This is a genomic window from Wolbachia endosymbiont of Laodelphax striatellus (assembly GCF_007115015.1).
Taxonomy (GTDB): domain Bacteria; phylum Pseudomonadota; class Alphaproteobacteria; order Rickettsiales; family Anaplasmataceae; genus Wolbachia.
Genome location: NZ_MUIX01000001.1, coordinates 736,509 through 760,632, shown reverse-complemented (window position 1 = coordinate 760,632; position 24,124 = coordinate 736,509). Strand labels below are relative to the sequence as shown.

Annotated in this window: 20 protein-coding genes; 13 read left to right on the top strand and 7 right to left on the bottom strand. The window is 33.9% G+C overall.

All coding sequences use genetic code 11. The annotated features are described in order from the left end of the window. Positions 1–28: 28 nt before the first annotated feature. Entirely contained in the window at positions 29–448 is a 420-nt protein-coding gene (gene ndk, locus BVG17_RS03480) for a nucleoside-diphosphate kinase (protein WP_015587995.1), read from the bottom strand. 105 nt (positions 449–553) lie between these two features. On the opposite strand from ndk, the gene BVG17_RS03475 reads away from it, so the two are divergent. The 3 genes from BVG17_RS03475 to BVG17_RS03465 all read left to right on the top strand — a co-directional run bounded on the left by BVG17_RS03475 (position 554) and on the right by BVG17_RS03465 (position 3,127). Then, positions 554–1,315, top strand: a complete 762-nt coding sequence (locus tag BVG17_RS03475) for a hypothetical protein (RefSeq protein ID WP_063630785.1) — start codon at positions 554–556, stop codon at positions 1,313–1,315. Beyond that, positions 1,312–2,265 (top strand): ferrochelatase, encoded by a 954-nt coding sequence (hemH, locus tag BVG17_RS03470; protein WP_007302167.1) that lies wholly within the window; start codon positions 1,312–1,314, stop codon positions 2,263–2,265. Before BVG17_RS03475 ends, hemH begins: the two co-directional genes overlap by 4 nt. Before the next feature lie 61 nt (positions 2,266–2,326). Beyond that, the gene (locus BVG17_RS03465) at positions 2,327–3,127 is read left to right on the top strand and encodes a hypothetical protein (RefSeq protein WP_063630786.1); all 801 of its coding nucleotides are present in this window, start codon (positions 2,327–2,329) and stop codon (positions 3,125–3,127) included. Here the strand turns inward: BVG17_RS03465 and gshA are convergent. Next, complete coding sequence (gene gshA, locus BVG17_RS03460; RefSeq protein WP_063630787.1) at positions 3,124–4,278, bottom strand: glutamate--cysteine ligase; 1,155 nt, start codon at positions 4,276–4,278, stop codon at positions 3,124–3,126. The genes BVG17_RS03465 and gshA overlap by 4 nt on opposite strands. Before the next feature lie 82 nt (positions 4,279–4,360). On the opposite strand from gshA, the gene hslV reads away from it, so the two are divergent. Next, a complete protein-coding gene (hslV, locus tag BVG17_RS03455; RefSeq protein ID WP_012481904.1) occupies positions 4,361–4,915 on the top strand; it encodes an ATP-dependent protease subunit HslV in 555 nt (184 codons plus the stop codon). A gap of 1 nt (position 4,916) precedes the next feature. Next, positions 4,917–6,368: an ATP-dependent protease ATPase subunit HslU gene (hslU, locus tag BVG17_RS03450; RefSeq protein ID WP_063630788.1), complete on the top strand. Its 1,452-nt coding sequence runs from the start codon at positions 4,917–4,919 to the stop codon at positions 6,366–6,368. Between the two features lie 70 nt (positions 6,369–6,438). On the opposite strand, the gene BVG17_RS03445 is transcribed toward hslU, so the two are convergent. Together BVG17_RS03445 and BVG17_RS03440 are read right to left on the bottom strand one after the other, a co-directional pair. Then, on the bottom strand, positions 6,439–7,311 hold the full coding sequence (locus tag BVG17_RS03445; protein ID WP_063630789.1) for an FKBP-type peptidyl-prolyl cis-trans isomerase: 873 nt from the start codon (positions 7,309–7,311) through the stop codon (positions 6,439–6,441). Beyond that, entirely contained in the window at positions 7,304–8,086 is a 783-nt protein-coding gene (locus BVG17_RS03440; protein WP_017532237.1) for a polyprenyl synthetase family protein, read from the bottom strand. Before BVG17_RS03440 ends, BVG17_RS03445 begins: the two co-directional genes overlap by 8 nt. A 127-nt stretch (positions 8,087–8,213) precedes the next feature. Between BVG17_RS03440 and acpP the strand changes: the two genes are divergently transcribed. The 4 genes from acpP to thyX all read left to right on the top strand — a co-directional run bounded on the left by acpP (position 8,214) and on the right by thyX (position 12,107). Beyond that, the gene (acpP, locus tag BVG17_RS03435; RefSeq protein ID WP_017532238.1) at positions 8,214–8,474 is read left to right on the top strand and encodes an acyl carrier protein; all 261 of its coding nucleotides are present in this window, start codon (positions 8,214–8,216) and stop codon (positions 8,472–8,474) included. Positions 8,475–8,480: 6 nt separating this feature from the next. After that, the gene (fabF, locus tag BVG17_RS03430) at positions 8,481–9,752 is read left to right on the top strand and encodes a beta-ketoacyl-ACP synthase II (protein ID WP_063630790.1); all 1,272 of its coding nucleotides are present in this window, start codon (positions 8,481–8,483) and stop codon (positions 9,750–9,752) included. 225 nt (positions 9,753–9,977) lie between these two features. Then, a complete protein-coding gene (gene murA, locus BVG17_RS03425) occupies positions 9,978–11,255 on the top strand; it encodes a UDP-N-acetylglucosamine 1-carboxyvinyltransferase (protein ID WP_063630791.1) in 1,278 nt (425 codons plus the stop codon). A 9-nt stretch (positions 11,256–11,264) separates the two neighbouring features. Continuing rightward, a complete protein-coding gene (gene thyX / locus BVG17_RS03420; protein WP_063630792.1) occupies positions 11,265–12,107 on the top strand; it encodes an FAD-dependent thymidylate synthase in 843 nt (280 codons plus the stop codon). Between the two features lie 24 nt (positions 12,108–12,131). Here thyX and BVG17_RS03415 read toward each other — a convergent pair whose 3' ends face one another. The 3 genes from BVG17_RS03415 to BVG17_RS03400 all read right to left on the bottom strand — a co-directional run bounded on the left by BVG17_RS03415 (position 12,132) and on the right by BVG17_RS03400 (position 18,040). After that, positions 12,132–13,307, bottom strand: a complete 1,176-nt coding sequence (locus BVG17_RS03415; RefSeq protein WP_063630793.1) for a hypothetical protein — start codon at positions 13,305–13,307, stop codon at positions 12,132–12,134. A gap of 317 nt (positions 13,308–13,624) precedes the next feature. Beyond that, a complete protein-coding gene (locus BVG17_RS03405) occupies positions 13,625–17,059 on the bottom strand; it encodes an ankyrin repeat domain-containing protein (RefSeq protein WP_063630794.1) in 3,435 nt (1,144 codons plus the stop codon). A gap of 9 nt (positions 17,060–17,068) precedes the next feature. Next, positions 17,069–18,040 carry a hypothetical protein gene (locus tag BVG17_RS03400; RefSeq protein ID WP_063630795.1) on the bottom strand — a complete coding sequence of 324 codons (972 nt, stop codon included), beginning with the start codon at positions 18,038–18,040 and terminating at the stop codon, positions 17,069–17,071. Between the two features lie 127 nt (positions 18,041–18,167). Between BVG17_RS03400 and priA the strand changes: the two genes are divergently transcribed. From priA to recR, 4 genes are all read left to right on the top strand, one after another. Then, positions 18,168–20,633 (top strand): replication restart helicase PriA, encoded by a 2,466-nt coding sequence (gene priA, locus BVG17_RS03395; RefSeq protein WP_063630796.1) that lies wholly within the window; start codon positions 18,168–18,170, stop codon positions 20,631–20,633. A 123-nt stretch (positions 20,634–20,756) separates the two neighbouring features. After that, the gene (locus tag BVG17_RS03390; protein ID WP_063630797.1) at positions 20,757–21,542 is read left to right on the top strand and encodes an ankyrin repeat domain-containing protein; all 786 of its coding nucleotides are present in this window, start codon (positions 20,757–20,759) and stop codon (positions 21,540–21,542) included. A 452-nt stretch (positions 21,543–21,994) separates the two neighbouring features. Further along, on the top strand, positions 21,995–23,383 hold the full coding sequence (locus tag BVG17_RS03385; protein ID WP_063630798.1) for an ankyrin repeat domain-containing protein: 1,389 nt from the start codon (positions 21,995–21,997) through the stop codon (positions 23,381–23,383). Between the two features lie 139 nt (positions 23,384–23,522). Next, the gene (gene recR, locus BVG17_RS03380) at positions 23,523–24,122 is read left to right on the top strand and encodes a recombination mediator RecR (protein ID WP_458694885.1); all 600 of its coding nucleotides are present in this window, start codon (positions 23,523–23,525) and stop codon (positions 24,120–24,122) included. Positions 24,123–24,124 lie beyond the last annotated feature (2 nt).

Genomic DNA, 24,124 nt, shown 5'->3' with positions numbered 1-24,124 from the left:
CAGAAATTTAATATGTAAAGAGGTAAAACTACACCAATTCACATTCAGCAAAAAAGAAAGCTATTTCTCTATGAGCATTCTCTAGACTATCAGAACCATGCACTCTATTTTCACTAATATCATTAGCAAAATCACCCCTAATTGTACCTTTATCTGCCTGTTTTGGATCTGTAGCACCCATGATTTGTCTGTATTTACTGACTGCATTTTCACCAATTAAAACTTGAACTATCACAGACCCAGAAGTCATAAATTCCACCAACTCCTCAAAAAAAGGCCTATCCTTATGAATTTCATAAAACAGCTCTGCTTGTTTTTTTGTCAGCAGCATCTTTCTCTGTGCTATAATTTTTAGTCCAGATTTTTCAATGTAAGAATTTATACTGCCTGTAATATTATTTTTTACTGCATCAGGTTTTAATATCGAAAGTGTTCTCTCAATTGCCATATCATTTCCTTATGTTAAGATCGTATATTTACTTTATTGTGAATTTTTGTTCCATCAAAGAGATTTTTTATTTATAGTCAAGAATAAAACATCAAGGGGTAGTTTATGGTTTACCGTCGTAAGAAACTAGTGAATAATCTTAAATCATCAATTTTCTGCGGAACAAAAGGTTTTTTAACCTTTAATTTGGCATTTTTAAGTTATTTAGAGTATAGCTTACACAATAATACAAAATTAAAAGAAGGTGCCGCTTTTGGGATGAAAAGGAACGTTGTTCCATTTGGTGAAATGATTGCCATACCGCTGTTTTTTTGCTTTGTATTACCAGCTATGGTAGGCAACATAAGCCTTATCGAGTGCGCACTTATATGTGCTGCACTGATGGTTGCAACATGTTTTGTTGTAAGAACCTTTCACTTGCGTGAAAAGTTATTGAAAAAAATGACTAATAATGAAAATTATACCGAGGAACAAATAGAGCAGGAATTTAAGAAAGACATTATAAAATTTCCTATCTTTGATAAAAACAGACAGCATATTGAGTATAATTCTCCTAATCCAGGACAACTAATGAATGAAAGTCCTCCCTCTCTCTTTGTTAGGGTTTTACTTTTTCCCCTTACGATTTTTCTGAAAGCTCTACAAAGCTGCATAATGATATCTTTGGCTGCTGTTGAACTTTTTGAAGCAGTGCCAAGTTTTTGTGTTGATGTGGTTTTTGATAGAAACTTTGTATCTACACAGAGTAACGTGAAGAGATCTGGCCATCTATTGTATGCTAGTGTGAGAAATTTAGTGCCTGTAACTAAACTTGATGAGTGTGTAGCTGATTTTATAGGCAAACCTGAAGAAAGGTGCTGTCAGTGAAGAAGGCAGTAATCTTATTTAACCTAGGCGGACCTGATTCACTAAGTGCGGTCCGTCCTTTCTTATTTAATCTTTTTTACGATAAAAGAATAATAAATCTACCAAATCCTTTTCGCTTCCTTTTAGCAAAGTTTATCTCCAAAAGGCGAGAAAGTACTGCACAAGAAATATACGAGCACATTGGAGGTAAATCGCCAATCTTGGAGAATACGAAAGCACAAGCTGATGCTTTAGAACTAAAATTAAATGAAAATGGAAACCATGTATATAAGATATTCATCTGCATGCGTTATTGGCATCCATTTGCTGATGAAGTTGTTAAAAGCGTAAAGCAATTCGACCCTGACGAAATCATTCTGTTACCACTATATCCGCAATATTCAACCACCACAACTCTATCATCCATCGAGAATTGGCAAAAAAATGCCAAACTGGAATGTAACACAAAAACAATTCACCATTATTATGACAATGAAGACTTTATTGAAGCTCATGTTAATCTGACGTCTAAATATTATAAATTAGCTAGCAAAATCGGTAAGCCAAGAGTCCTATTCTCGGCTCATAGCTTACCTCTTAGTATCATTAAAAAAGGCGACCCTTACGCTTCACAGATAGAAAAAACAGTAAAATTAATAGTAAAAAAATTGAATATTGAAGATCTTGATTGGGGAATATGTTATCAGAGTAAGGTTGGCCCTGTAAAATGGTTGGAGCCTAGCACTGAAAGTGAGCTATCACGCGCAAAAGACGATAATATACCTGTAGTTTTATCACCTATATCTTTTGTTTCTGAGCATTCTGAAACACTGGTTGAACTTGATATAGAGTATAAAGCAATTATCAAAGACGGATATTACTTTCGCGTACCAACTCTCAGTACTGATCTCTTATTTATCAAGTGCTTGGCCGATTTATGTTTAGATCACTCTCAAAGTACTGATTTATAGCACTTTTCTTTTTAGATTTTTATAGTATAATATTAAAAAGTTATTATTTTATTATCTACTTATGCCAAAAGGTAAGCCAAATACATTTATAGAAAATATACATGATGCTCACAATCATGATATTAGAAAGATGTATTGTATTGCAGTAGGTTTAACAGGCATATTGTGTAAAATTTCATTGCAATTCTGTTGCGAGTTTATTGATAACAACAGATCCAATATTTGCACTGTATTAGATATTTCTAAGTTCATAAAACTACCAACATCAATAATATTTGCTCTTCATTTTGGTCTCAATTTAGCTGGATATAAATCTAAAAAACTTCAGAATGGTAAAGGGGGAAATGAACCTGAAAAACCAATACAGGTTGTGGGTAGCTTAGCCTTCTTGGCAAACTGTGTCATAGGAATATTGATGCAGACAAAAATCATTCATTTCTTAGCTAGAAACAACAAGGATGTAATAAGTGATATTAGCTTAACATCAGCAGTTCTATTTCTATTTTCAGAATGCATAAACTGTTATTATACATGGAAGAAGTATCTAGATAATAAGGATTCTGAAAAGTCTGCTAAATATGGCAAAGAAGTTATTTTTAGCACATTCACTTTGTCATTGGGCTTGTTAAGCTTCATATTAAAAAGAATGGAACTTCCAACCATACCAATAGACTTGGGTGGTGGCATAATCTATAATTTCAACTTAACTGTTACGGTTAGTTTGATACTAAGTATAGCATATCTAGTATCAAACATCGATAAGTTTGTCAATCAACCTAATAATGGTACTGATCCTTCTACTGGACTTGATGACGCTCACCATATTCAGCATAATGGCAGCATTGTAGAAATTAATTATTAGAGATGAAAAGACTTAATTTCTACTGCCAATGCTAGCACTGCTAATTTGCTAACAATATTCCAAAGTGGCAAAGTTTTATTTTCTTGGCTGATATCATAAAATTCACAGTCAGTGGAATTCAAGCTAGAATATACATCTTTCCTGCTATTACATCGGTATAAGTAACATGTTGGAGTATCTCCTATATAGTATATTAGCGGTTCTGCAGAACTACTTTTAAATATGTCAATAGTTGGTACACCTTCTTGTATAATAACACTATTGATTGCTATTCCTTCTTTTATCTTTTTCATTTTATGACGCTTTTTTTTATTGAGATTTAATATTTCCTTTCCACTTGTTGCTGTTATAATGCCCATTCCATATGTGCCATTGCTTGCTTTGATAAAAACGTAAGGTTGTGTTTTTATTTCATATTCCTCATATTTTTTTTGCACTAGAGATAATATTTGGTCAACTTTAGTCGCTACTGCTCCTAGTGATGAATCATCATTAAAGTCAACTCCATTACAGCTTTCTGTAAGCACAGAAATAAGCCATGGGTCCATTTTAAATTCGCCACAAAATTCGGACACTAATTTTTGATAGATTTCAAAATATTGAAATTTCTGCCTACTGTGCCAGCCATATAATGGACTTGGCACTATCTCTTGTTTTACGTTTTCTAGCGTGTCTGGAATGTGGCTCGTCATATCACGGTTCAGTATAATAATATCAGGCACAAATCCTGAAGTTGTCTTCAGCAAAGAGTTTTCTTTCACAACAGTTTCATACTGTTCTATTAAATTGTACGTTTCATTATGAAAGAGGCCAATTCTAGTTTCAAAACCTGCGAGTTGCATTACCTTTTCTATGGCAAATACATTTTCTATATACATTTTATTTCGTGTGTAATTCTCCGGTATTATAAGGGCCTTTTTATATTGTTTTGTTTCGAAGTAGCTTTTTATCAATTTTGCTGCTATCGCTTTTGACACTTCACTTAGGTTATTAAACCCTGCAGGAAATAAATTGGCGTCTACTGGAGCAATTTTGTAGCCTGAATTCCTAAGATCTATGGAGCTATAAAATGGTAATGTAAAACCATTAAATTTTGTTTTGAACCAATTATTTATATCTTTTTCCAGATTTGGATGAATTATGTTTTGCATCTACACTTTAAATGTTATAAGAAAAGTACTATATTATAAGTTATAATCTTAATATAATATAACGAATTAAAATAACAAAAAAATGATTCATCATGACAGCAGTAAAATGTATGGTACTACTATACTGTCAATTAGAAGAGACAAAAATGTAGTAGTAATAGGTGATGGGCAAGTCTCGCTAGGCCATACCGTTATAAAATCTGGAGCAAGAAAAGTTAGGCGTCTTTCTGGTGATTCCGTAATTGCCGGTTTTGCTGGAGCAACAGCTGATGCATTTACTCTCTTCGAAAGGCTAGAATCTAAACTTGATAAGCACCCAGGACAGTTAATGAGGGCATGTGTTGAACTTGCAAAAGACTGGAGAATGGATAAATATCTAAGAAAATTAGAAGCTATGATGATCGTGGCAGACAAGTCCATTTCATTGGTCATTACAGGAACGGGTGATGTTCTTGAACCTGAAGATGGCATTGCAGCCATTGGCTCTGGAGGAAATTTTGCTTTATCTGCAGCAAAAGCTTTGATTGACGTTGAAGGAATATCAATAGAGGAGATTGCAAAAAAGGCTATGAAGATAGCTGCCGATATATGTGTTTATACAAACCATAATCTAATTATCGAAAAAATAGAGGAGTAATATGTCAAGAACTTTGTGTGCTAATTTTTCTAGTCAATCTGTAGTAGGTCAATTTGATAATAATGATGACTATAATGAGAAAAATAGCCTCTATGAAAATGAAGGTACAGGAAGTAGCAGCATTCAAAGCTCACAAGCTTTATTAGATGATCTACCACCACAGAAGATAGTTAAAGAATTAGACAGATTTATAATCGGGCAGAATGATGCAAAGCGCGCTGTTGCTATTGCACTCAGAAATCGTTGGCGTCGAAATAAAGTCCCACTTCCACTACGTGAAGAGATTATACCTAAGAATATACTCATGATAGGCCATACGGGAGTTGGTAAAACTGAAATAGCTCGCCGTTTAGCAAAGCTTGCTGGTGCACCTTTTATAAAAGTTGAAGCAACGAAATTTACTGAAATAGGATATGTTGGACGTGATGTTGACTCGATAATACGTGATTTAGTTGACGCAGCAATAGTTTTAGTTAAGGAAAAAGCACGTAAAGCCTTAACTAAAAAAGCTTTAGGTTTGGCTGAAAAGATAATAGTCAACTCCATGGTTGGTGAAGATGCAACCGAGGAAAGCAAAAAAGTTTTCAGAGAAAGACTGAGAAATAAGGAATTTGAAGATGGAGAAGTTTCTATTAACGTCAGGGAGAGCAAGGGTATGCTACCCACTTTTGATATACCTGGTATGCCAGGTGGGCAAATTGGCGTGATGAACGTAACAGAAATAGTGGGTAAGATGTTTAATGGGAACAAAAAAACAAAAACTATTACAGTTAAAGTGAAAGAAGCGCGTGAAATATTGATTAATGAAGAAAGCGAAAGGTTAATGGATGAAGACAAGATAATCAAAGAAGCGATTGATCTTGTTAGCAATGAAGGTATAGTGTTTTTGGATGAAATAGATAAAATTGCAGCACGTACAGAAATAAAAGGTGAAGTCAACAGAGAAGGAGTGCAACGTGATCTGTTACCACTACTTGAAGGAACAACTGTTTCAACTAAGTATGGCACCGTAAAAACAGACTATATATTATTTATTGCATCTGGTGCTTTTCATTTGTCTAAACCATCCGATCTTTTACCAGAATTACAGGGTAGATTGCCAATTAGAGTGGAACTTAAGGCACTTACTCAAGAGGATTTAATAAAAATATTAAAGGAACCAGAATCTAGTTTGTTAAAACAGTACATAGCTTTAATGAAAACGGAAAATGTAACACTTGAGTTTACTGATGATGGTATAGAAACTATAGCTGAAATAGCTTTTACAGTTAATAGAGAAGTAGAAAATATAGGTGCAAGAAGACTTCATACTGTCATGGAGAAGCTTTTAGATGAAATAAGTTTTATCGCTTCTGAAAAAAATAATGAGAAATTTGTTATAGATAGCAAGCACGTAAGAGATAAACTAGAGTCAATTTCAAAGCAGCTTGATTTATCTAAATTTATACTTTAGAGGAAGCCTACTTTAAGTAATATAGAGCATTCAAGAGGTTTTATTTTTTCTTACTTCGTAATTCTTCAAGCTATTTTCCAATAGTAGAATTCAAGCTTAAATCAATTATTGCAATATCACAATCTATGCCTTTTGTTAACACATCAGTTAAAAGATCAGGTGGAGAAAGAACTGTTCTTTTATTACCAGCTCTCATTCCCACAACTCCAAGTTCTATAGCAAGCGGCATTTTTCTGTCACCAACTTTAAACTGCACTGTTTGATCTTTGACTATATACTCACCATTATATCTCTTTATGCTATATTGAGCCGATATCTCATCACCACACTTTACTTGTTTTCTAGTTTTGTTAATTAAGTCATTAAAAATCATTAGGTTATTTACTGAATCAGGATATTTATCTTTTACTTCAATCAGTTTGATGTAATAAGAGTTAAAACTCATTTTGTTGTCATCAGCAGCAATAGTAACTACACGCTCTCCACCTTCTTTCATACCTATTACCCCTAAACTCACTTCTTTTAAGTAATCCTGACCTATTTTCAAATTGACATCAGTCGGAAGTAGCGTTGCTAGGTTGTTGGAGACTTTGTACATTTGTAGCAGGACTTCTTGGCCACAGAAAACTTTACTGCCACTGCCTTCAGTAATTTCATAAAAGTTTATCATCTCTTCTTCTTTTTGCTGTGTTATTTCTTCTAAATATTCTGCTAACCCATGCTTTTCAATATAACGATCAAGAGCTGATTCAAGTATCGGCCTGACCAAATAACTTGCTATCATCTGTGTCAAACCACCATGTGTAGCATTTATTTCGTAAAGCTTTTCCCTTTTCTCTGGTTTATCTTTGTTTATATAAACAATCGTAATTATAAAAGCAGAAGCTAAAGTGAGAATCATTACTACAGAGATAAACATTTGTAATATAATTTTTCTAACCATCTTTTTTTACTTGATTCAATAAATCACATAAGTCATTAGTATTACCTGAAAGCGTACTTAAATTATCTGAGGCCTGTTTAAAGAGACTATCTATATAGTTTTCCATTTCATTTTTGCCAAGCACGGACATTAAATTGTTTGTTTTATCTTGCCCATAATCTTCGATATCATCCTTGGCTTGAAAAATAAGCCCTAGATTTATTCCATAGTTATATAATGCTTCCCGCTCCTTGTCTGTAGCGCCTCCTATTATAGCCCCTATTTCACATGAAGCTGCAAATAGTTTTGCAGTTTTCATCAAATGAATTTCTTTTATTTTGTCAAAATCTGCACCTATATCTAAAATCTGCCCTCCCACCATTCCCTTCATTCCTATTGCTTGAGAGAGCACTTTTATGATCTCACAATTTAACAAAGATAATACCTCAAAAGCCAAAGTAAGTAATGCATCTCCGGCCAGTACTGCTGTTGCTTCACCAAATTTTTTGTGGCAGCTTGGCTGGCCTCTGCGGGTGTCACTGTTATCCATACATGGCAGATCATCGTGAATGAGGGAGTAAGCATGAATAAATTCAATTGCTGCTGCTGCTGTTATTGCTTTTTCAACCTTTATGTTGAATATCGACGAAGATGCTATAACTAAAAAAGAACGTATATGTTTTGCAGGAGCAAGAAGCACATAACGCATAGCTGATATAAGTTTATTCTCGCTATTTTCAGGTAAGAGCTTATTCACTTCTACAACAAGCAAATTTTTTGTTGTTTCGTCTAGCATTTTTAAATTTATTAACTATCGAGTGCTAAGAGATAGGAAGTTTTTAATAGTTTATATAATCATAAAAGCTATTGCAAACATCAAAATTTCTTATAACATCAGAGAATAAGTTATTTTTTAGTAAGAAATGAGCGAATTAGCAAAAAGCACTAGGGAAGATATAGAAGAAAAAGTAAAGAAGATTATACTAGAGCACATCAGTAAGGATGTAGAGAAATTTGGTAACTCTTCAAAGCTTTCAGATCATGGCACAGATAGTTTAGATGCAGTTGAAATAATCATGGCAGCTGAAGAAGAATTTGGTATAGAGATTCCTGATGAAGATGCGCAAAAAATGGAAACTATGGAACAGATAGTTGAATATGTAGTAAACAAAGCAAACAATTGATGTTGAATGAGCAGAAGAGTAGTAGTTACCGGTATTGGCTTAATTACTCCATTAGCAGCAGATGTTGATAACACCTGGTCAAAGCTGATAGAAGGAAAATCTGGCATAAAGGCAATCAGTACAGACAGATTTGATTCTCCTGACCTTACTTGCAGGGTTGCAGGGCAAGTTCCAACGCAATCTGACGATATTGAGAATTACTTCAATCCGCTAGATTATATTCCTGAGAAAGACCTAAAAAGAATAGATCGTTTTATTCACTACGGCATTGCAGCAGCTATTCAGGCAGTAGAAGATTCACTAATTTTGGAAAATAAAAATATTAATAAAGAGCGAATAGGTGTAGCTATTGGTTCTGGTATAGGTGGTCTTCCGTCAATTCAGGAAAATGTAATTACCATGCAGGAGAAGGGGCCTAGACGTGTTAGCCCATTTTTTGTTCCTGCAAGTCTAATAAATTTGATATCTGGTCATATTTCTATTAAATACGAATTTATAGGTCCAAATGACTCAGCGGTAACTGCATGTGCAACAGGTGCGCATGCGATTATAAATTCAGCAAGAGCTATAAAACTCGGTGAAGCTGACATTATGATTGCAGGCGGAGCAGAAAGTGCGTTATGCAGAGTTGGAATTGCAGGTTTTGCATCGATGAAGGCGCTATCAACTAAATTCAATGATAAGCCTGAAGAGGCCTCAAGGCCATGGGACGAAGAACGCGATGGATTTGTCATGGGCGAAGGGGCAGGTATATTAGTTCTGGAAGAATATGAACATGCAAAAAAAAGGGAAGCAAAAATATATGCAGAACTCACTGGATATGGACTCACAGGAGATGCGCACCACATCACAGCACCACATCCAGAAGGAAGAGGCGCACTGAAGGCAATGGAAATTGCTTTAAGGAGTGCACAAGTAAGCCCAAGTCAAATTGGGTATATCAATGCACATGGTACTTCAACAACACTTGGGGATAAAGTTGAAGTAATAGCAATGAAGCAGTTATTCGGTGACTATGCCTATAAAATACCTGTTTCCTCGACTAAATCTTCTATAGGACATTTACTTGGTGCCGCAGGAAGTGTTGAAGCAATATTTAGTATCCTTGCATTAAACAATGGAATTGTTCCACCAACTTTAAACCTACACAAACCTTCAGAAGGGTGTGATTTAAATTTTGTACCACTTAAAGCTCAAGAGCATAAAATTCAATATGCGCTTTCTAATTCATTTGGTTTTGGTGGTACCAACGCGTCTCTCATCTTTGGAAAGGTGTAGTTAATTATGCTATTTTGAATCGACTACGAAAATGTTATTCGAGTAGCTGAAACTGGAATCCAGTTAAATTGGTCAGCATAAAAGTAATGTTGAAATATAACATTTTGATGATGAAGAAATGGATCCCAGTGTCAGCTACTTGAATGACAGAAGAAGAAAAAGCAAAATTTTGCCTTTTACCGCTAACCTATTATACTTACTTGATAAGTTCTATCGCTTGATTAAATGCATAAAATATTAGTAAGAAGTAACCATAAGCCCTTGATTGGAAAAATCAAGATTAATGGTTCAAAGAATGCCGTCTTGCCAATAATGGCGGCAAGCTTGTTTAGTAATTCTTCAATAACTTTGCATAACGTACCTGATTTAATTGACGTGCATTTGATGTCTGAGCTGCTTAAGAGTCTTGGTGCAGAAGTAAATTTTATATGCAATAAAGACTATAAAGCAAATCATACTTTGGAAATTGACTGTAGCAATATCAATAACCATTTAATATCACATGAAATTGCAAGCAGACTGCGAGCATCTTTTTTAATGCTAGGTCCAATGCTCAGCAGATTTGGTAGAGTTTCAACAGTATTTCCTGGTGGATGTAATATTGGAAAACGTCCTGTTGACATTCATATTAAGGCACTTGAAGCAATGGGAGCTAAAATTGAAATTGATAGCTGTAATATAACTGCAACAACAAAGGGGAAATTGCAAGGCAAAGAAATAACATTTGAAAAAGTGAGTGTTGGTGCAACAGAAAATATAATAATGGCAGCAACACTTGCAGAGGGAGTAACAATAATAAACAATGCTGCAATCGAGCCGGAAGTTCTTGATTTAATAGAGTTTCTGAAGATTATGGGTGCCAATATTGAAGTTAATAATACAAAAATCACAATAGAAGGTGTTGAAGCATTAAATGGGTGTGAGCATAAAATAATACCAGATCGCATAGAGGCCGGTACTTATGCTTTGGCTGCTATCATTACCGACGGCGAGCTAAAGTTAGAAGGAGTAAGTTTGTCTGATGTAGAATGTATTGCAAATGAATTGAAGACTATAGGAGCCAGAGTTGAGTTACATGACGATGGTATTATTATTTCCAGAAAAAATGGCTCTATTAAATCTGCTCACGTTGCAACAAATCCATATCCCAACTTTCCCAGTGATATGCAACCACAACTAATGTCTGCAATGTGCATTGCAGATGGAATATCAATCATTGAAGAGAACATTTTTGAAAGTAGATTTGCACATGCGAATGAGTTAAGAAAATTAGGTGCTAATATTAGCATCGAAAAAAGTAAAGCTACTATAAGTGGAATAAAGAGCTTATCTGGAGCTAATCTGCATGCTAATGACTTAAGGTCAACAGCAGCTTTAATTCTCGCTTCTTTGGTAGCTAAAGGAGAAACTACAATAAATAACTCACATCATTTATGGAGAGGCTATGAAGCAATGCACGAAAAACTCAATTCATGCGGGGCTGATATTTTCGTTTCATCTTGAGAATATATTATGAATGAGACAACTAAGCGAACTACAGTAAAAGAAATAGATGAAGTTCTATACGAAGAACATAAGGTGTTAGATCATGGATTTGTTCGAGTGATTGATTATATGGGCTCTGATAGCGCCATAGTTCAAGCTGCTCGCGTTTCTTATGGAAAAGGAACGAAACAGATAAATCAAGATGAAGCGCTTATAAAATATTTGATGAGAAATCATCATACAACTCCATTTGAAATGTGTGAAATTAAGTTTCACGTGAAACTTCCAATTTTTATTGCAAGACAGTGGATAAGACATAGAACTGCAAATGTGAATGAATATTCCGGAAGGTATTCGATACTTGATAATGAATTTTATATACCAGAACAGGTTGCAAAACAATCTGATAATAATAAACAAGGCAGCGGTGAAGCTTTTGACTCAAGTACTTCAAAAGAAATAATAGATTCTCTAACAAAGGATTCTAATTTAGTATATTCTCATTATGAGAAATTTATTGAGCAGGGCCTTGCAAGAGAAATTGCCCGAACTAATCTAACACTTAATTACTATACTCAGTTTTATTGGAAAATAGATTTACACAACCTTCTTCACTTTTTAAGGCTTAGAGCTGATAAGCACGCCCAATATGAAATTAGAGTCTATGCAGAAGTTATGTTGGACATAGTAAAGAAATGGGTCCCGCTGGCCTATAATGCTTTCATTGAATACTCCTTAAAATCAGCCTGTATTTCAAAAACTGGTCTTGAAATAATTCGCAAGCTAATAAAAGGAGAAAATGTTACGAGAGAAGAAAGTGGTATTGGTAAAAGAGAATGGGATGAGTTGATGTCTATACTTTGTAAATAACCAAAAAGATCGAGTTATGTCCGTTCACAGACTTGCAGGTGTGAGCAACAATTTATTCATACCTTTATCAACTGATATATCAATTATTTTTGAATTTATTCTTTCCATTGTTTCATAAAGCTTTTCGGCTTTCTTTAACATTAGTGTTGCATTTCTAAGCGTAATAAAAATTTCGCAATAATCTGGAGAATTTTCAACATACATATTATACGAATAATGGTTTACAGCAAGTTCTATTGTCCTAGAAACTTCCTCTAATGTAAAATTAGCAACTCCTGTATTAGGACAAAAGCCAACCGCTCCTTTACTAGGATCAAAAAATATGTATTTATCATTCTCTGCTTTATACACCAACATAGAATGAGCAATATTCTCATCATCTTCATCATCTGCTCCATTACAAGCATAACAAGAAAAACTAAATTCTAAGTAGCATCCTATCTCTACACCATTTAAAGCACGTTTGATTTGTTCTTGATTAGTATAGACCCATACCTCTGCTGAAGATAAATCATTACACGCTTGTTCATATATCGTCTCATCATAAAATGAATCTCCTTCTCGTCTTTCAATGCTCTGAACATCAATAATAGGCAAGAATTGCAATAAAAACTGCATCATTAATAACTCAATCGTTTGTTCTTTTCTTCCATCAATATAATCCATAAAATCTTGTTCAGATATAATATTACCAGACTCGAGGAATTGAACAAAATCTTGCCTATTCTCTAATCTTATAAAGGTAATAAAGTAATTCAATGGGTGACATAACCCTTCTTCGGGATCAAAATCTAAAATTTCTTCAAATCTACTTTTTAATTGTTCAATTCCAGATATGCTATCTGACATGAAATCATTCAAATGAAATTGAATGGCTTGCTCACTTTCAAATAATTTATTGTATTGTTCTTCAGCTGATAAATCTGGCGCCTTATATACATATCTACCATTTTCTCTACGTATACCTTCTATATCTTCAACGATACCACGTTCTACATTTTTACTGATAGCAAGTTCTTTATTTCCTTGATTCCTTATATTAGTTAATAGATTTAAAAATTCTACAATTTGCTGTTTTGAAAGTGTTTTTTCAACTTCTCCATCTTTAGTTTTAGAAAATACTCTAATTTTAGCGTTTTTCTTGTCAGTATAGACTTTTAATACAATAGATTGAGCAATGCGATTAATATATTTTGGCATATTGATTATTAAGATATTAACTATATATCTTAATAATAATATAATCCACGCCACCTGTAAATTAATAAATTAATATTATTTGTTATATAAAAAAGTAAATTGCATAGTAGATTCCAGTGCTTGACACTGGAATCCAGGAATTTTGATTCTAAATTGGGTATTGGTCTTAAATTAAAATAAACGTTTGTGATGAGATTATATGAAAAACTGGATCCCAGTGTCGGAGCACTGGGATGACACCTTTCTGATTGGGATGATAGAAGATCATGCAAAAACCCTAATTTCCTATATCAATTAATTCTCATCCACTTTTTATGTTACATAAACCCATCACTTTTATAGAACATCTCATTAAAATCATTCAAAATTCCAAAATCTTGATTTTTAATAAATAGATGATCATTTGTAACATAAGCTTCAGAAAGAGTGATCGGCTTTCCATCAAGATTGGAATCTTGCACATAAACTTTATTATACAGAGCTATCATTTGATTATAATTGTATTTCCCAGCAGTATAATGACTACTTAAGTTTTGATAAAAATTATCTATGTCTTGACCTTGAGCTTGCAGCACCGCCTTATATTTACCATCTCCAATAGCCTCACCCACTTTGATTTTTAAAGGATGTTGTTTCACATTATCTATAACAATTGTTTCCTCTTGCTTCTCTTCGTCTCCTCTTATCGATCTTTTACTCCTTTCTTCACTCGCAGTTGGCATTTGGTCTATATCGTTAGATTCTTCTTCTTGCATAGTAATTTTTTTGAGATAGCTAAGCATATCCTTTCCAGCTTTTTCCCAAGTTGCAGCTTCTTTTGAAAGCTCACGATAATAAGAATCATTATCGCCTTTGCTATCTATTACATCTCTTGCTAGTCCTTTCTCTTCTGCCCATAACTCAGCATGTTCAACAAGTGTCCTGCCATCTTTGCCTACAACGTCAACGTCAGCTTTGTTTTTTATTAGATATTCTATTGTATCTAACTTTCCATGCCTCACTGCATGAACTAAAGGTGTCCAACCATCATTATCCTGAGCATTAATATTCGCACCTTTTTCAACTAACTGCTCTATCATCTTCTTATTCCCAAGATCAACAGCAAGATGCAAAGGTGTTAAGCCGTAGCTATCCTGAATATCAATATCCGCATTATGCTCTATGAGATATTTAACTACTTCCATATTTTTCATGTACATGGCAAAATGTAGTGGAGATTTACCAGAGCTAATATCACGGGTATCAACATCTATACCACGATCTATTAAGTATTTAGCAATTTCCGTATGTTTTAGCTCAATTGCATAGTGCAGCAGTGTTTGAGCTGACGTGTTTTTGATACCAAGATCTGCGCCATACTCAATTAAACTCTTAACTATTTCCGCATTCCCTAGCTTAATAGCAGCAAGTAACGGAAAAGTATAATAACTTTTACTATTAGGATCTGCGTTATGATCTAATAGATACTTCACTATTTCTGTATTACCTGAATAAATAGCACTGTATAATGGCGTTTTGGAATAAGCATCTTGAATATTAGTATTTGCACCACGATCTATTAAGTATTTAGCTATCTCTATATTTCCAGACTCAATAGCATAGTGTAAAGGTGTCTTATAATACACATATTTAGTATTAGTTTTCTGATAATAATTGTCATGAACATTAAGATTTGCTCCATGATCAATAAGATATTTTGCTACTTCCGTATTTCCTGACTGAATGGCATAATGTAGTGGCGTTTGTCCATTATGGTCTCTTGTATCAATATATGAATTGTGTTTTAGTAGCGTTGCTACTTTGCTTAAATCTCCCAATGAAGCAGCAAAATGTAAACTAGTCACCTTATTTATCTCGTTTACTTTTTCTATAGTGTTTTCTACATTATTGTCATCAATATTCACCTTTAAGAAAGGCTGTTTATTATACTTCATAACTTTTGTTGTAACAGCTTTTCCTTGTTCGTCTTCACTCGCTTTTTTAGCAGGTTGCATAGAATCTTCTCTACTGATACTTTCTGCCTTAGTTTTAGCATTACCTACATGATTTACTGGACTATAACCATACAGACCCTTGCCAGCACTTTGTTGGCTTGTTGAATTTTCAACACTGTTAGATTTAACAACATTATATTCCATATGTTGTTCACCATTCAGCTCAGCCTTGACCCACTGTTTAAACTCCTGAGTATAACCTTTTAGCTCAGCCAAAAAATCTTCAAATAATTTATTACCTTTAGACCCATTCGTACCAGATTTAGAAAGGCTCTTGAGCAAATTATCAATCATATCTGGGTATTTATCTTCAAGAAATTTGATCACTTGTTCAGCATCTGAGTGATAATGTTCACCTTTATTGCTTATAATATTATTGCGCAGTATCTCATCTGGTTTGAGATCTTTATTTCTTATTGCAATCAAGGCCTCTTTATCTCCATGGTCATTGACATGCTGACCATCTTCCAAACTTGCCATATAGTTAGCAATTCCTTCATGCATAGCCTTAGACAAAACTTCACCTGTACCATAATAGGAATTAATGATAGTTAAGGCGTGCCCCAATTCGTGTTTTAAAGTTTTACACGAGTCATCAAATTGGTCTTGTAGATAAAAATAAACATGAACTTCTGAGCCACGCCCTTGAACTGTTAAGCCAGAAGCACCTTTATAGTTAACGTTCAACTCCTTAAGATAATTTTCGTAGTCACTCTTTGTATTAAATACGAAAACATTAACTTTATTTGGTATGTTGTGCCAAGGCTGAGAATTATTAATGCCAAATGCTGAATCAAAATCTTTTATAGTACTCTCGATGGCATTTTTTACACTACTCAATTTGCTCTGAGTTAATTCATCATCATCATGTTTTATGTTTATTTGAAGCTTGTGTTCGCCGAAAGTCATAACTTCACTATCTGGCACAAGATCTGCTACAATTTTATTGCCACTTTTTACATCCATCCACTGCTTAAATTCTTTTTCAACTTCTGAGTTATTCAAAAGATGTTTGAATTTTGATATCGCTTGTACTCTATCGAAGGACATTTCAGTAAGCAATTGCTTTATGAATTGAGGATGTTTTTCTTGTAGGAATGTCACTAAGCAATCTGATATTCTATAGTCGTTAGACATACTTGCTATTTTATATGGTGTATCATGCCCAGATTCATGCATTTTATTGTATGCTTCTTTTGTATAATGCATATCGCGAGTGCTTTCTTTTTTAGCTGCATCATAGCTCCACATGAAAAGCTTCATACCGGTACGTAAAACTTCAGGTACTGTATCCATATTACCGGTAGAGTACTCAAGAAATGCATCGCTCATTTTCTCCATTAAAATTTTAGATTTTGCGCAAAGTAAACCATTTACATCTCCAACAATAAAAGTCTTTGCTATCGTGCCGTCAGCTTCGTGTGCTCTTACTGTTCCACCACCCCATAATTCTCTATGGTCCTTACCACCTGAAAGTTCCTTGATGTGAGCTTTGTAATCATCGTAATTTTTCAGCACATAAAGCTGCAATTTTACTGGACCAGAATGAACGCTTTTTTGTGAATAGAAATTATCAGACCAGGCTCCGTAAGCATCTTTTACAGTTTGTTTTATATACTCAGGGGTATAACTAGCTAATCCCCCATATTTTACTTCTATTGTAAGCTGATCGTTTATTACTATACTTTCTTTATTTGGAAATAATTTTTTAATCAAAGTTTGTGATTTATCATATTCAGAATTTGTTTTAAATTTCATATTCACCTCTTAAAAATTTTCACTATAAATAAGTCTTGAGAAAAATGCGTTAACTGTAGATTCAGCCTTTACCTTGTTTTTACACAACTGCTTAGATAGTTGATCATCGCGAAAAAGCAGATTCTTAGTATCGAGATATTTAGCATAGTTGCCAGCAGCAGGTATTGAGTAAAAACCGCTTGCAAGTTCAAGATAAGAGCTGCTATTCAGAACAAAAAATAAATCGCTCTGGTCAAGCAGTATGTCATAACCAGAGCTCGTGCAATGTAAGTATTCATTGCCTTCATACTCTGCTATGTAGTACTTACTTGCATCAAGATCACCATCAAGCTGCAAAATTGCCGCTGAACGTCCATTCCCAATACTATGGCCTTTTATTACTTTAAGTACTTTAATCTCATCATTTTCTATGAGTTCCCTTAACTTTTCATTCTTTTTATTTAATTCTTCCTCTGCTTTTCTTCTGTCTTCTTCTAATTTTGTTTCTTTTTCAACAAGCTCATTTTGTATTTGCAAAAACATATCTTGAACGGTTAAGCCATTTAGAAAGTAATCCAATACACTTGACACAAGTGGCTGCAATTCACCATTATCTTCAAAGCTCTTTTCCTGCTTTTTGTCATATTGATTGGGGTTATAGATCGCATAAAGAGGATAAAAACCATAATTTGTCTCACCAGGTGATAACTCTATTGAAAATCCGCTCTGATCAAGTGGAAGTTTAGTAGCTAAATATCTACCATTATCATCTCTGACATATAGCTCATTTATACCATAGTGCCCACTATATTTGTTGTAATAAATATAAAAATTCTCAGGATTAAGATTAAAGTAATCATCTAAATTGTTAAGTTTACCGAGCTTTTCACATAGAAAACTCTTGCTCTTATCTGTAAGTTTGATGCGTGTAGAGAAGTAACACCGATCTATTCGGTCACCTTTTTCTATTTCAAAGTCTAGGACTATTTTATCGCTAAACATACAGAATTTCCTCACATTTCCAATATTTATGATTATAAATTGTGTACTATGAAAAAAGCATTAAGGTCTTTTTGTGTATCTGATTTTTCTGATTCATTTGAAAATTACAAAAATAGTTTAGGCTACTATGAGGAAAGCAGTTGATGTATTACTACCACTTCCAATTGATCAGCTATTTTCCTATATAGTTGAAGAAAACACTGAAATTTCAATTGGAGATTACGTAGTAGTACCGTTTGGTAGAAAACGCTTGATTGGAATAGTTTGGAGAAAAAGTAGCAAAAGCGATCGAGAATTAAAATTTATTGAACAAAAGGTCGATTTGCCGAGCATCAGACCAAAACTGATCGAATTTGCAGAATGGGTTGCTCAATATAATGTAATACCTATTGGTATGCTTGCCAAAGTGATAATGGGAGGAGTATTAAAGGTAAATCAAATAGATAAGTTAGTTTGCACTAAGCAAAAGCAAGAAATAAGTGAAATAGATTACCAATTAAGCCCTGAGCAGCAAGCAGCTCGCGATAAGATAATAAGTAATTTGAATGAGTATTCAGTAACTTTACTTGACGGTGAAACCGGGTCTGGAAAAACGGAAGTTTATCTCTCTGTAATTTCACAGTTGATTAAGAATCATAGTATTTACGAACATTGTGATTTGGGTCTACGAGTAAGGTGTCATCCCAGTCTGGGATCCAGTTTTTCATATAATCTCATCACAAATGTTTATTTTAATTTAAGACCAATACCCAACTTAGAATCAAAATTCCTGGATTCCAGTGTCAAGCACTGGAATGACACCTTTGCATTTAAGGCAAAACCCTCTGTAACATTTAGCATACTGCTTTTGCCATGTACTGGAATGACACCATTTGCTATGCAATTTACTTTCAAAAATAAACGTTATGTCATTCCAGCGTTCAATACACAACTAGACGAATGTTACAATATAAGAGTAATTTTTACCAAAAAGCCAGTGCCCCGACACTGGAACTTAATTTCAAATCAGTACACTAAGCAGTTGTACGATAAAGACTGGATTCCAGTGTCAAGCACTGGAATGACATCATCTACTACTAAAACTACCTGCAAATGTTTAAACACCAAAAGGTTACACACTGGAATGACACCAGAAGAGGGTAATGCACAAGTGCTAATCCTCTTGCCTGAAATTGTCCTAACTTCACAATTGGTAAATCGCGTTCGCAGTCAGACATCTGGAAATATAGCTGAGTGGCATTCAGGACTTACTCCTAAAGCTCGCCGAAATAATTGGCTCAGTATCGCAAATGGAAGTGCGCAGATAATTATTGGGGCACGGTCAGCACTTTTTTTACCTTATAAAAACCTAAAATTAATCATCGTCGATGAAGAGCATGACTCATCCTTTAAACAGGAACAAGGAATTATATATAATGCTCGAGATATGGCAATTATCTTAGCCAAACTCGAAAATATTCCGATTATTTTATCATCCGCTACTCCGCTGCTTGAAACAATTTATCATGTTAAAAAAGGGAATTACAACCATGTAAAGCTAACCGAACGATTCGGTGGTGCAGAGTTGCCGCACATAAAAGTAGTGAATAATAAACAATGGATTTCAAATGAGCTTTTCGAAGGGATAAAACAAACCATAGAGAAAAAACAGCAAGTTATGCTCTTTCTAAACCGCAGGGGGTATGCGCAACTTGCAGTTTGTAAAAAATGTGGATATAAAATTTCCTGCTCAAATTGCACTGTATGGCTTACGTACCACAAGAAAAAGAACGTCCTTTTGTGTCACCATTGTTCTTACCAATCAAAACTTCCAGAAAAATGCTCGAATTGTCAAAGTGAGCAGTCATTATCCCTTTGTGGTATAGGAATTGAGAGGTTACTTGAAGAGATAGTAAAACTATTACCAAATGCAAAAACTGCAATTATCAGCAGCGATCAGAAATCGCTTGGTAGCGTCATTGACTCAGTGCTCAAAGAAGAAGTGAATATTATAATCGGTACACAAGTGATTGCTAAAGGGCATAATTTCCCTAAGTTAACTTTGGTTGGAGTGATCAATGCAGATTTAGGACTTGAAAATTCTGATCTTAGGGCAGCAGAAAAGACATATCAATTATTGCATCAAGTTGCAGGAAGGTCGGGAAGGTTTAATGAAAAAGGAATGGTAATAGTGCAAACTAATAATCCTGAAAGTTTGATAATAAAAGCATTGCAGCAGCAAAAAAGGGATTTGTTTTATGAAATTGAACTTGAGTCAAGAAGCAAAGCTAAAATGCCCCCATTTAGTAGATTAATAGCGCTTATAGTTTGCGGTAAGGATCAATTTGCAACACAAAAAGCAGCAAATGAGATAACAAACTTTTTGCATAATCAATTTTCAACTACCTCTCAGCACTTGACATTGAAAGAATTTGAAATTTTTGGCCCATCACCAGCAGCAATAAATTTCTTAAATAATAAATATCGGTATAGAGTGTTACTCAAAATACACAATAAATACAGTCTGTCTGTAAAGAAAAAGCTGAAACATTGCTGTAACTTGAGTTCAAATATTGAAGTAACAATAGATGTTGACCCTGTGAGTTTCTTTTGATGCGGTCGGAATTTATTTGACATTTGTAGGGATTGCTAATAAGTTCTATTAATTTTTTAATTAAAAATTTGACTTTTATTAGAATTTATTGTATTATTGATATAATTAGAATGGGTAAATAATATGACTACTTTACTTGAAATCGTCTGTAAGAAAGGGATAGGGTATGAAGACAAAACTAGAGAATTGAAGGGGTTTCTTGGTGAGAATAACGAAATATTAATTAACAAAGAGTTATTTAAATCAGCTTTATCTATAAAGGATGCTGTAGATATAAGAAAAAAGATGGTGTATCTTATTTTGCACCACTGCATTGAATACAATAGTGCAATATCTGAGAAAAAAGAGAAATTATCATTTCAAGACGTGATGAAGATTTTAGATGAAACTGTGAATAGGTTTATTACTCCTCAGTATTTCTACAAATTGATAAATTTTCAAGATCAAAGTAGTAAAAATACATTATTACACCAAGCTGTTATAAGTAATAACACTGAGGCAATAGAAGCCCTTTTAAAATATGGTGCGAATCCTTTGTTAAAGAATGAAGAAGACAAAATTCCATTAGATTTAGCTCATGGAGATACAAAAAAAGTACTCATCGAATGTATGAAAGACCAAGCTCAATTGAAAAAAGAAAGTGCTAGATGTAGTAGTTTGATTGGCATTATACCTGGCGTTTTTCTTGGCATTGGACTCGGTGTTGGTAGTGCTTTAGTCCCTTCAATGACTATTATATTATGCGCACTCGCAGTATCTGCTCTTGTTGCTGGAATAGCAGTTGGACTGTCTATATATTTCCTAGGTCAAGACTATAAACAGGCTAAATCGATAGAAAAAGCTGTTAACCCTCAACTCTCTTCTGTCGAGCATGAAAAGACTGTAGATAATAAAGCAGTACTAGGATAACTGTGAGTTTCTTTTAACTATCTATTTGAAATCTGTTTGAGAAAACGTAGCTATAAAACCGCAGGTACCAGTTGGTTTTTATTAGCTAAATTAAAGGTCAAGTATCTGTAATTCTGAACATAAGATCCCCCTGTATAAAAAAGATTAGAAAAAATGCAGTGAACATACGACAGATATGCTCTGAAGAGGATACGCTACATTTTTTAATGAGTTTAATAAAAAAGTCTGCAGACGGAGATAGATTTTTGAGCTCAATAAATATCTCTAACTGTAATTGTAATCAGATTTAAAATATGCGGAAGTAATTTTTTAGCTATAAAATCTTCTAAAAAATTAACACAGAAGTTAGTTTCATAAGTATTTTTATCAAAAACTATTTTCAAAACCCTTAAATAGGATTGAAAAATTTTAAAGATGAGTTACCTTGCCTGGGAGGCAAATCCTATAAAAATATGAAAGGTAAAATAAACGCTGCAGCAAATTTTCAAGCAGAAGACCTTGAGTCTAAAAATGCTACAGATCTTGATTGTTTAGCTAACTCTCTAAATTCTTTGAATGCAAAGAGTGCTGAGATTAAAGATAAAAAGAACGATGTGCCTTTTTCCAGTAGAAGAAGCAGCTCGCATGTTTTAGAACTTTTTTCTAGTGAAAATGTTGAGATTAACATTCCAGATGAAACACTTTGTGCTGCTCGGAGTGAATCAGGTATAGCTGGAATATTTAGAGGTATAACTGGGTTGTTTAAAGGTAGGGATAGTATGGACGTAACCCCTTATCAACCTAAAATGCGACGTAGCCCTGCAATTGATTATAGTGCTACAGAAAGTATAGGGTCACGGCTACTAAATATCTGTCAAGGAGAAGAAGATATCTCTTTTAAGCAAGAGATTTACTCCCTATATGAAGATAGTTTGTTGTATGATGCCTTATTCTTCCAAGATGAAAAAAGTCAGGACACACCTTTACATGTGGCTATTAAAAAAAATCATGCTGATTTTGTAAAAGAGCTTTTGGATATTCTTAAGGAGCCATACCGTGCGAATGGGTTTTACAAGCGCAAATATTTTGAACATAAGCAAGAGAATGAAAAGCCGCTTTTCAAAGTTATTAATACTAAGAACAAGGACAAAAAAGATGTAATTACTCTGGCTATTGAAAGCAATAATTCAAAATGCATTTCAGTTCTTTTTAACTACTTAACTCGTGAAAATATTAACAGAAGAAAAGATGTTGAAAATGAGTATACACCTCTACACGAAGCTGTGCTTCTTAACAAAAATGAAGTAATCGAAGAGCTTCTAAAATCAGAGGATATAGATACTGAACTCATAGATAAGGAATCTTACAAAGCATATAATTATACTAATAACCAAGAGGCAATAGAATTGTTTATTAAGCACTATAGTAGTAAAATTAGTGAGTTACGTACAAAATTAGAAGATAATAATAAAAAATTAGCGCGAATTAAGTGCGTCCTAAGCAAAACACAATTTATTTGTATATGCTTAGCAGCCTGTGGCTCTTGTTTTGGAATATATAGAAATTTTCATGACATAATAAGTGAAAAAGTGAATGAAGGTGTATTATATTATTCTCTTGAATTGCTTTCCAAAGCTACAGGTCTAATATTACTTTTTAATTATTTGATCGATACAATACTTTCCAAGTATGAAGAAAAAAATTCTAGTTTGAAGAAAGAATCAGACAGTTATGTAGAAGGAAGAAATATGTTGAAAAATAAATTGCGTCATTTTCAAAAAAGAAATACTAGAACAAATACTCAAATGTCTGAGATAATTTCAGTTATACCTGAACCAGAGTTAGGTTACAGTAGATTATGATTACATTACTTTTTTCAAGACAACTTCTGAGAAAAGTGGAAAAATTTTTCTATAGCTAATCAATATAAAGACTTACTACTTTCTTTACGAAAGGTTTGATGTTATCATTTTTGAACTATCTTGAATTTACTGAATGAACATTAATATAAGGAATTTAGTTCATGCTTTTTCTAAATTGCCAAGTTTAGGGCCATCGTCATCAAGAAGGTTAGTTATACATTTGCTCCAAAATAAAGAGAAAGTCATGCTACCACTTGCATCTTTAATGAGAGAATTAGCGAATCTTATAATAGAGTGTAAGATTTGTGGAAATCTAGATACTAAATCACCATGTTCTATTTGTACTAACCCAAAGCGTGACACCAAGTTAATGTGTGTAGTAGAAGAATTGGGTGATCTATGGGCATTTGAAAAAGGAAATATATACTCAGGTATGTATCATGTTTTAGGTGGCAGATTATCAGCAATAAATGGTATAGGTCCAAAAGAACTCAATCTTGAGAGTATTCATAAAAGAGTTACAGAATTTAAAATTGAAGAGGTTATTGTTGCAATTAATCCGACATTAGAGGGCCAAGTCACTGCACAATATATAATTGAATTGCTAAAAAACTTGGACGTAAAGATATCACGACTTGCTTGTGGCATACCGATCGGTGGAGAAATTGACTACCTAGATGAGGGAACGCTGAGAATAGCACTTACTTCAAGACAAGAGTATGAGTTAAATATAAAGTAAGG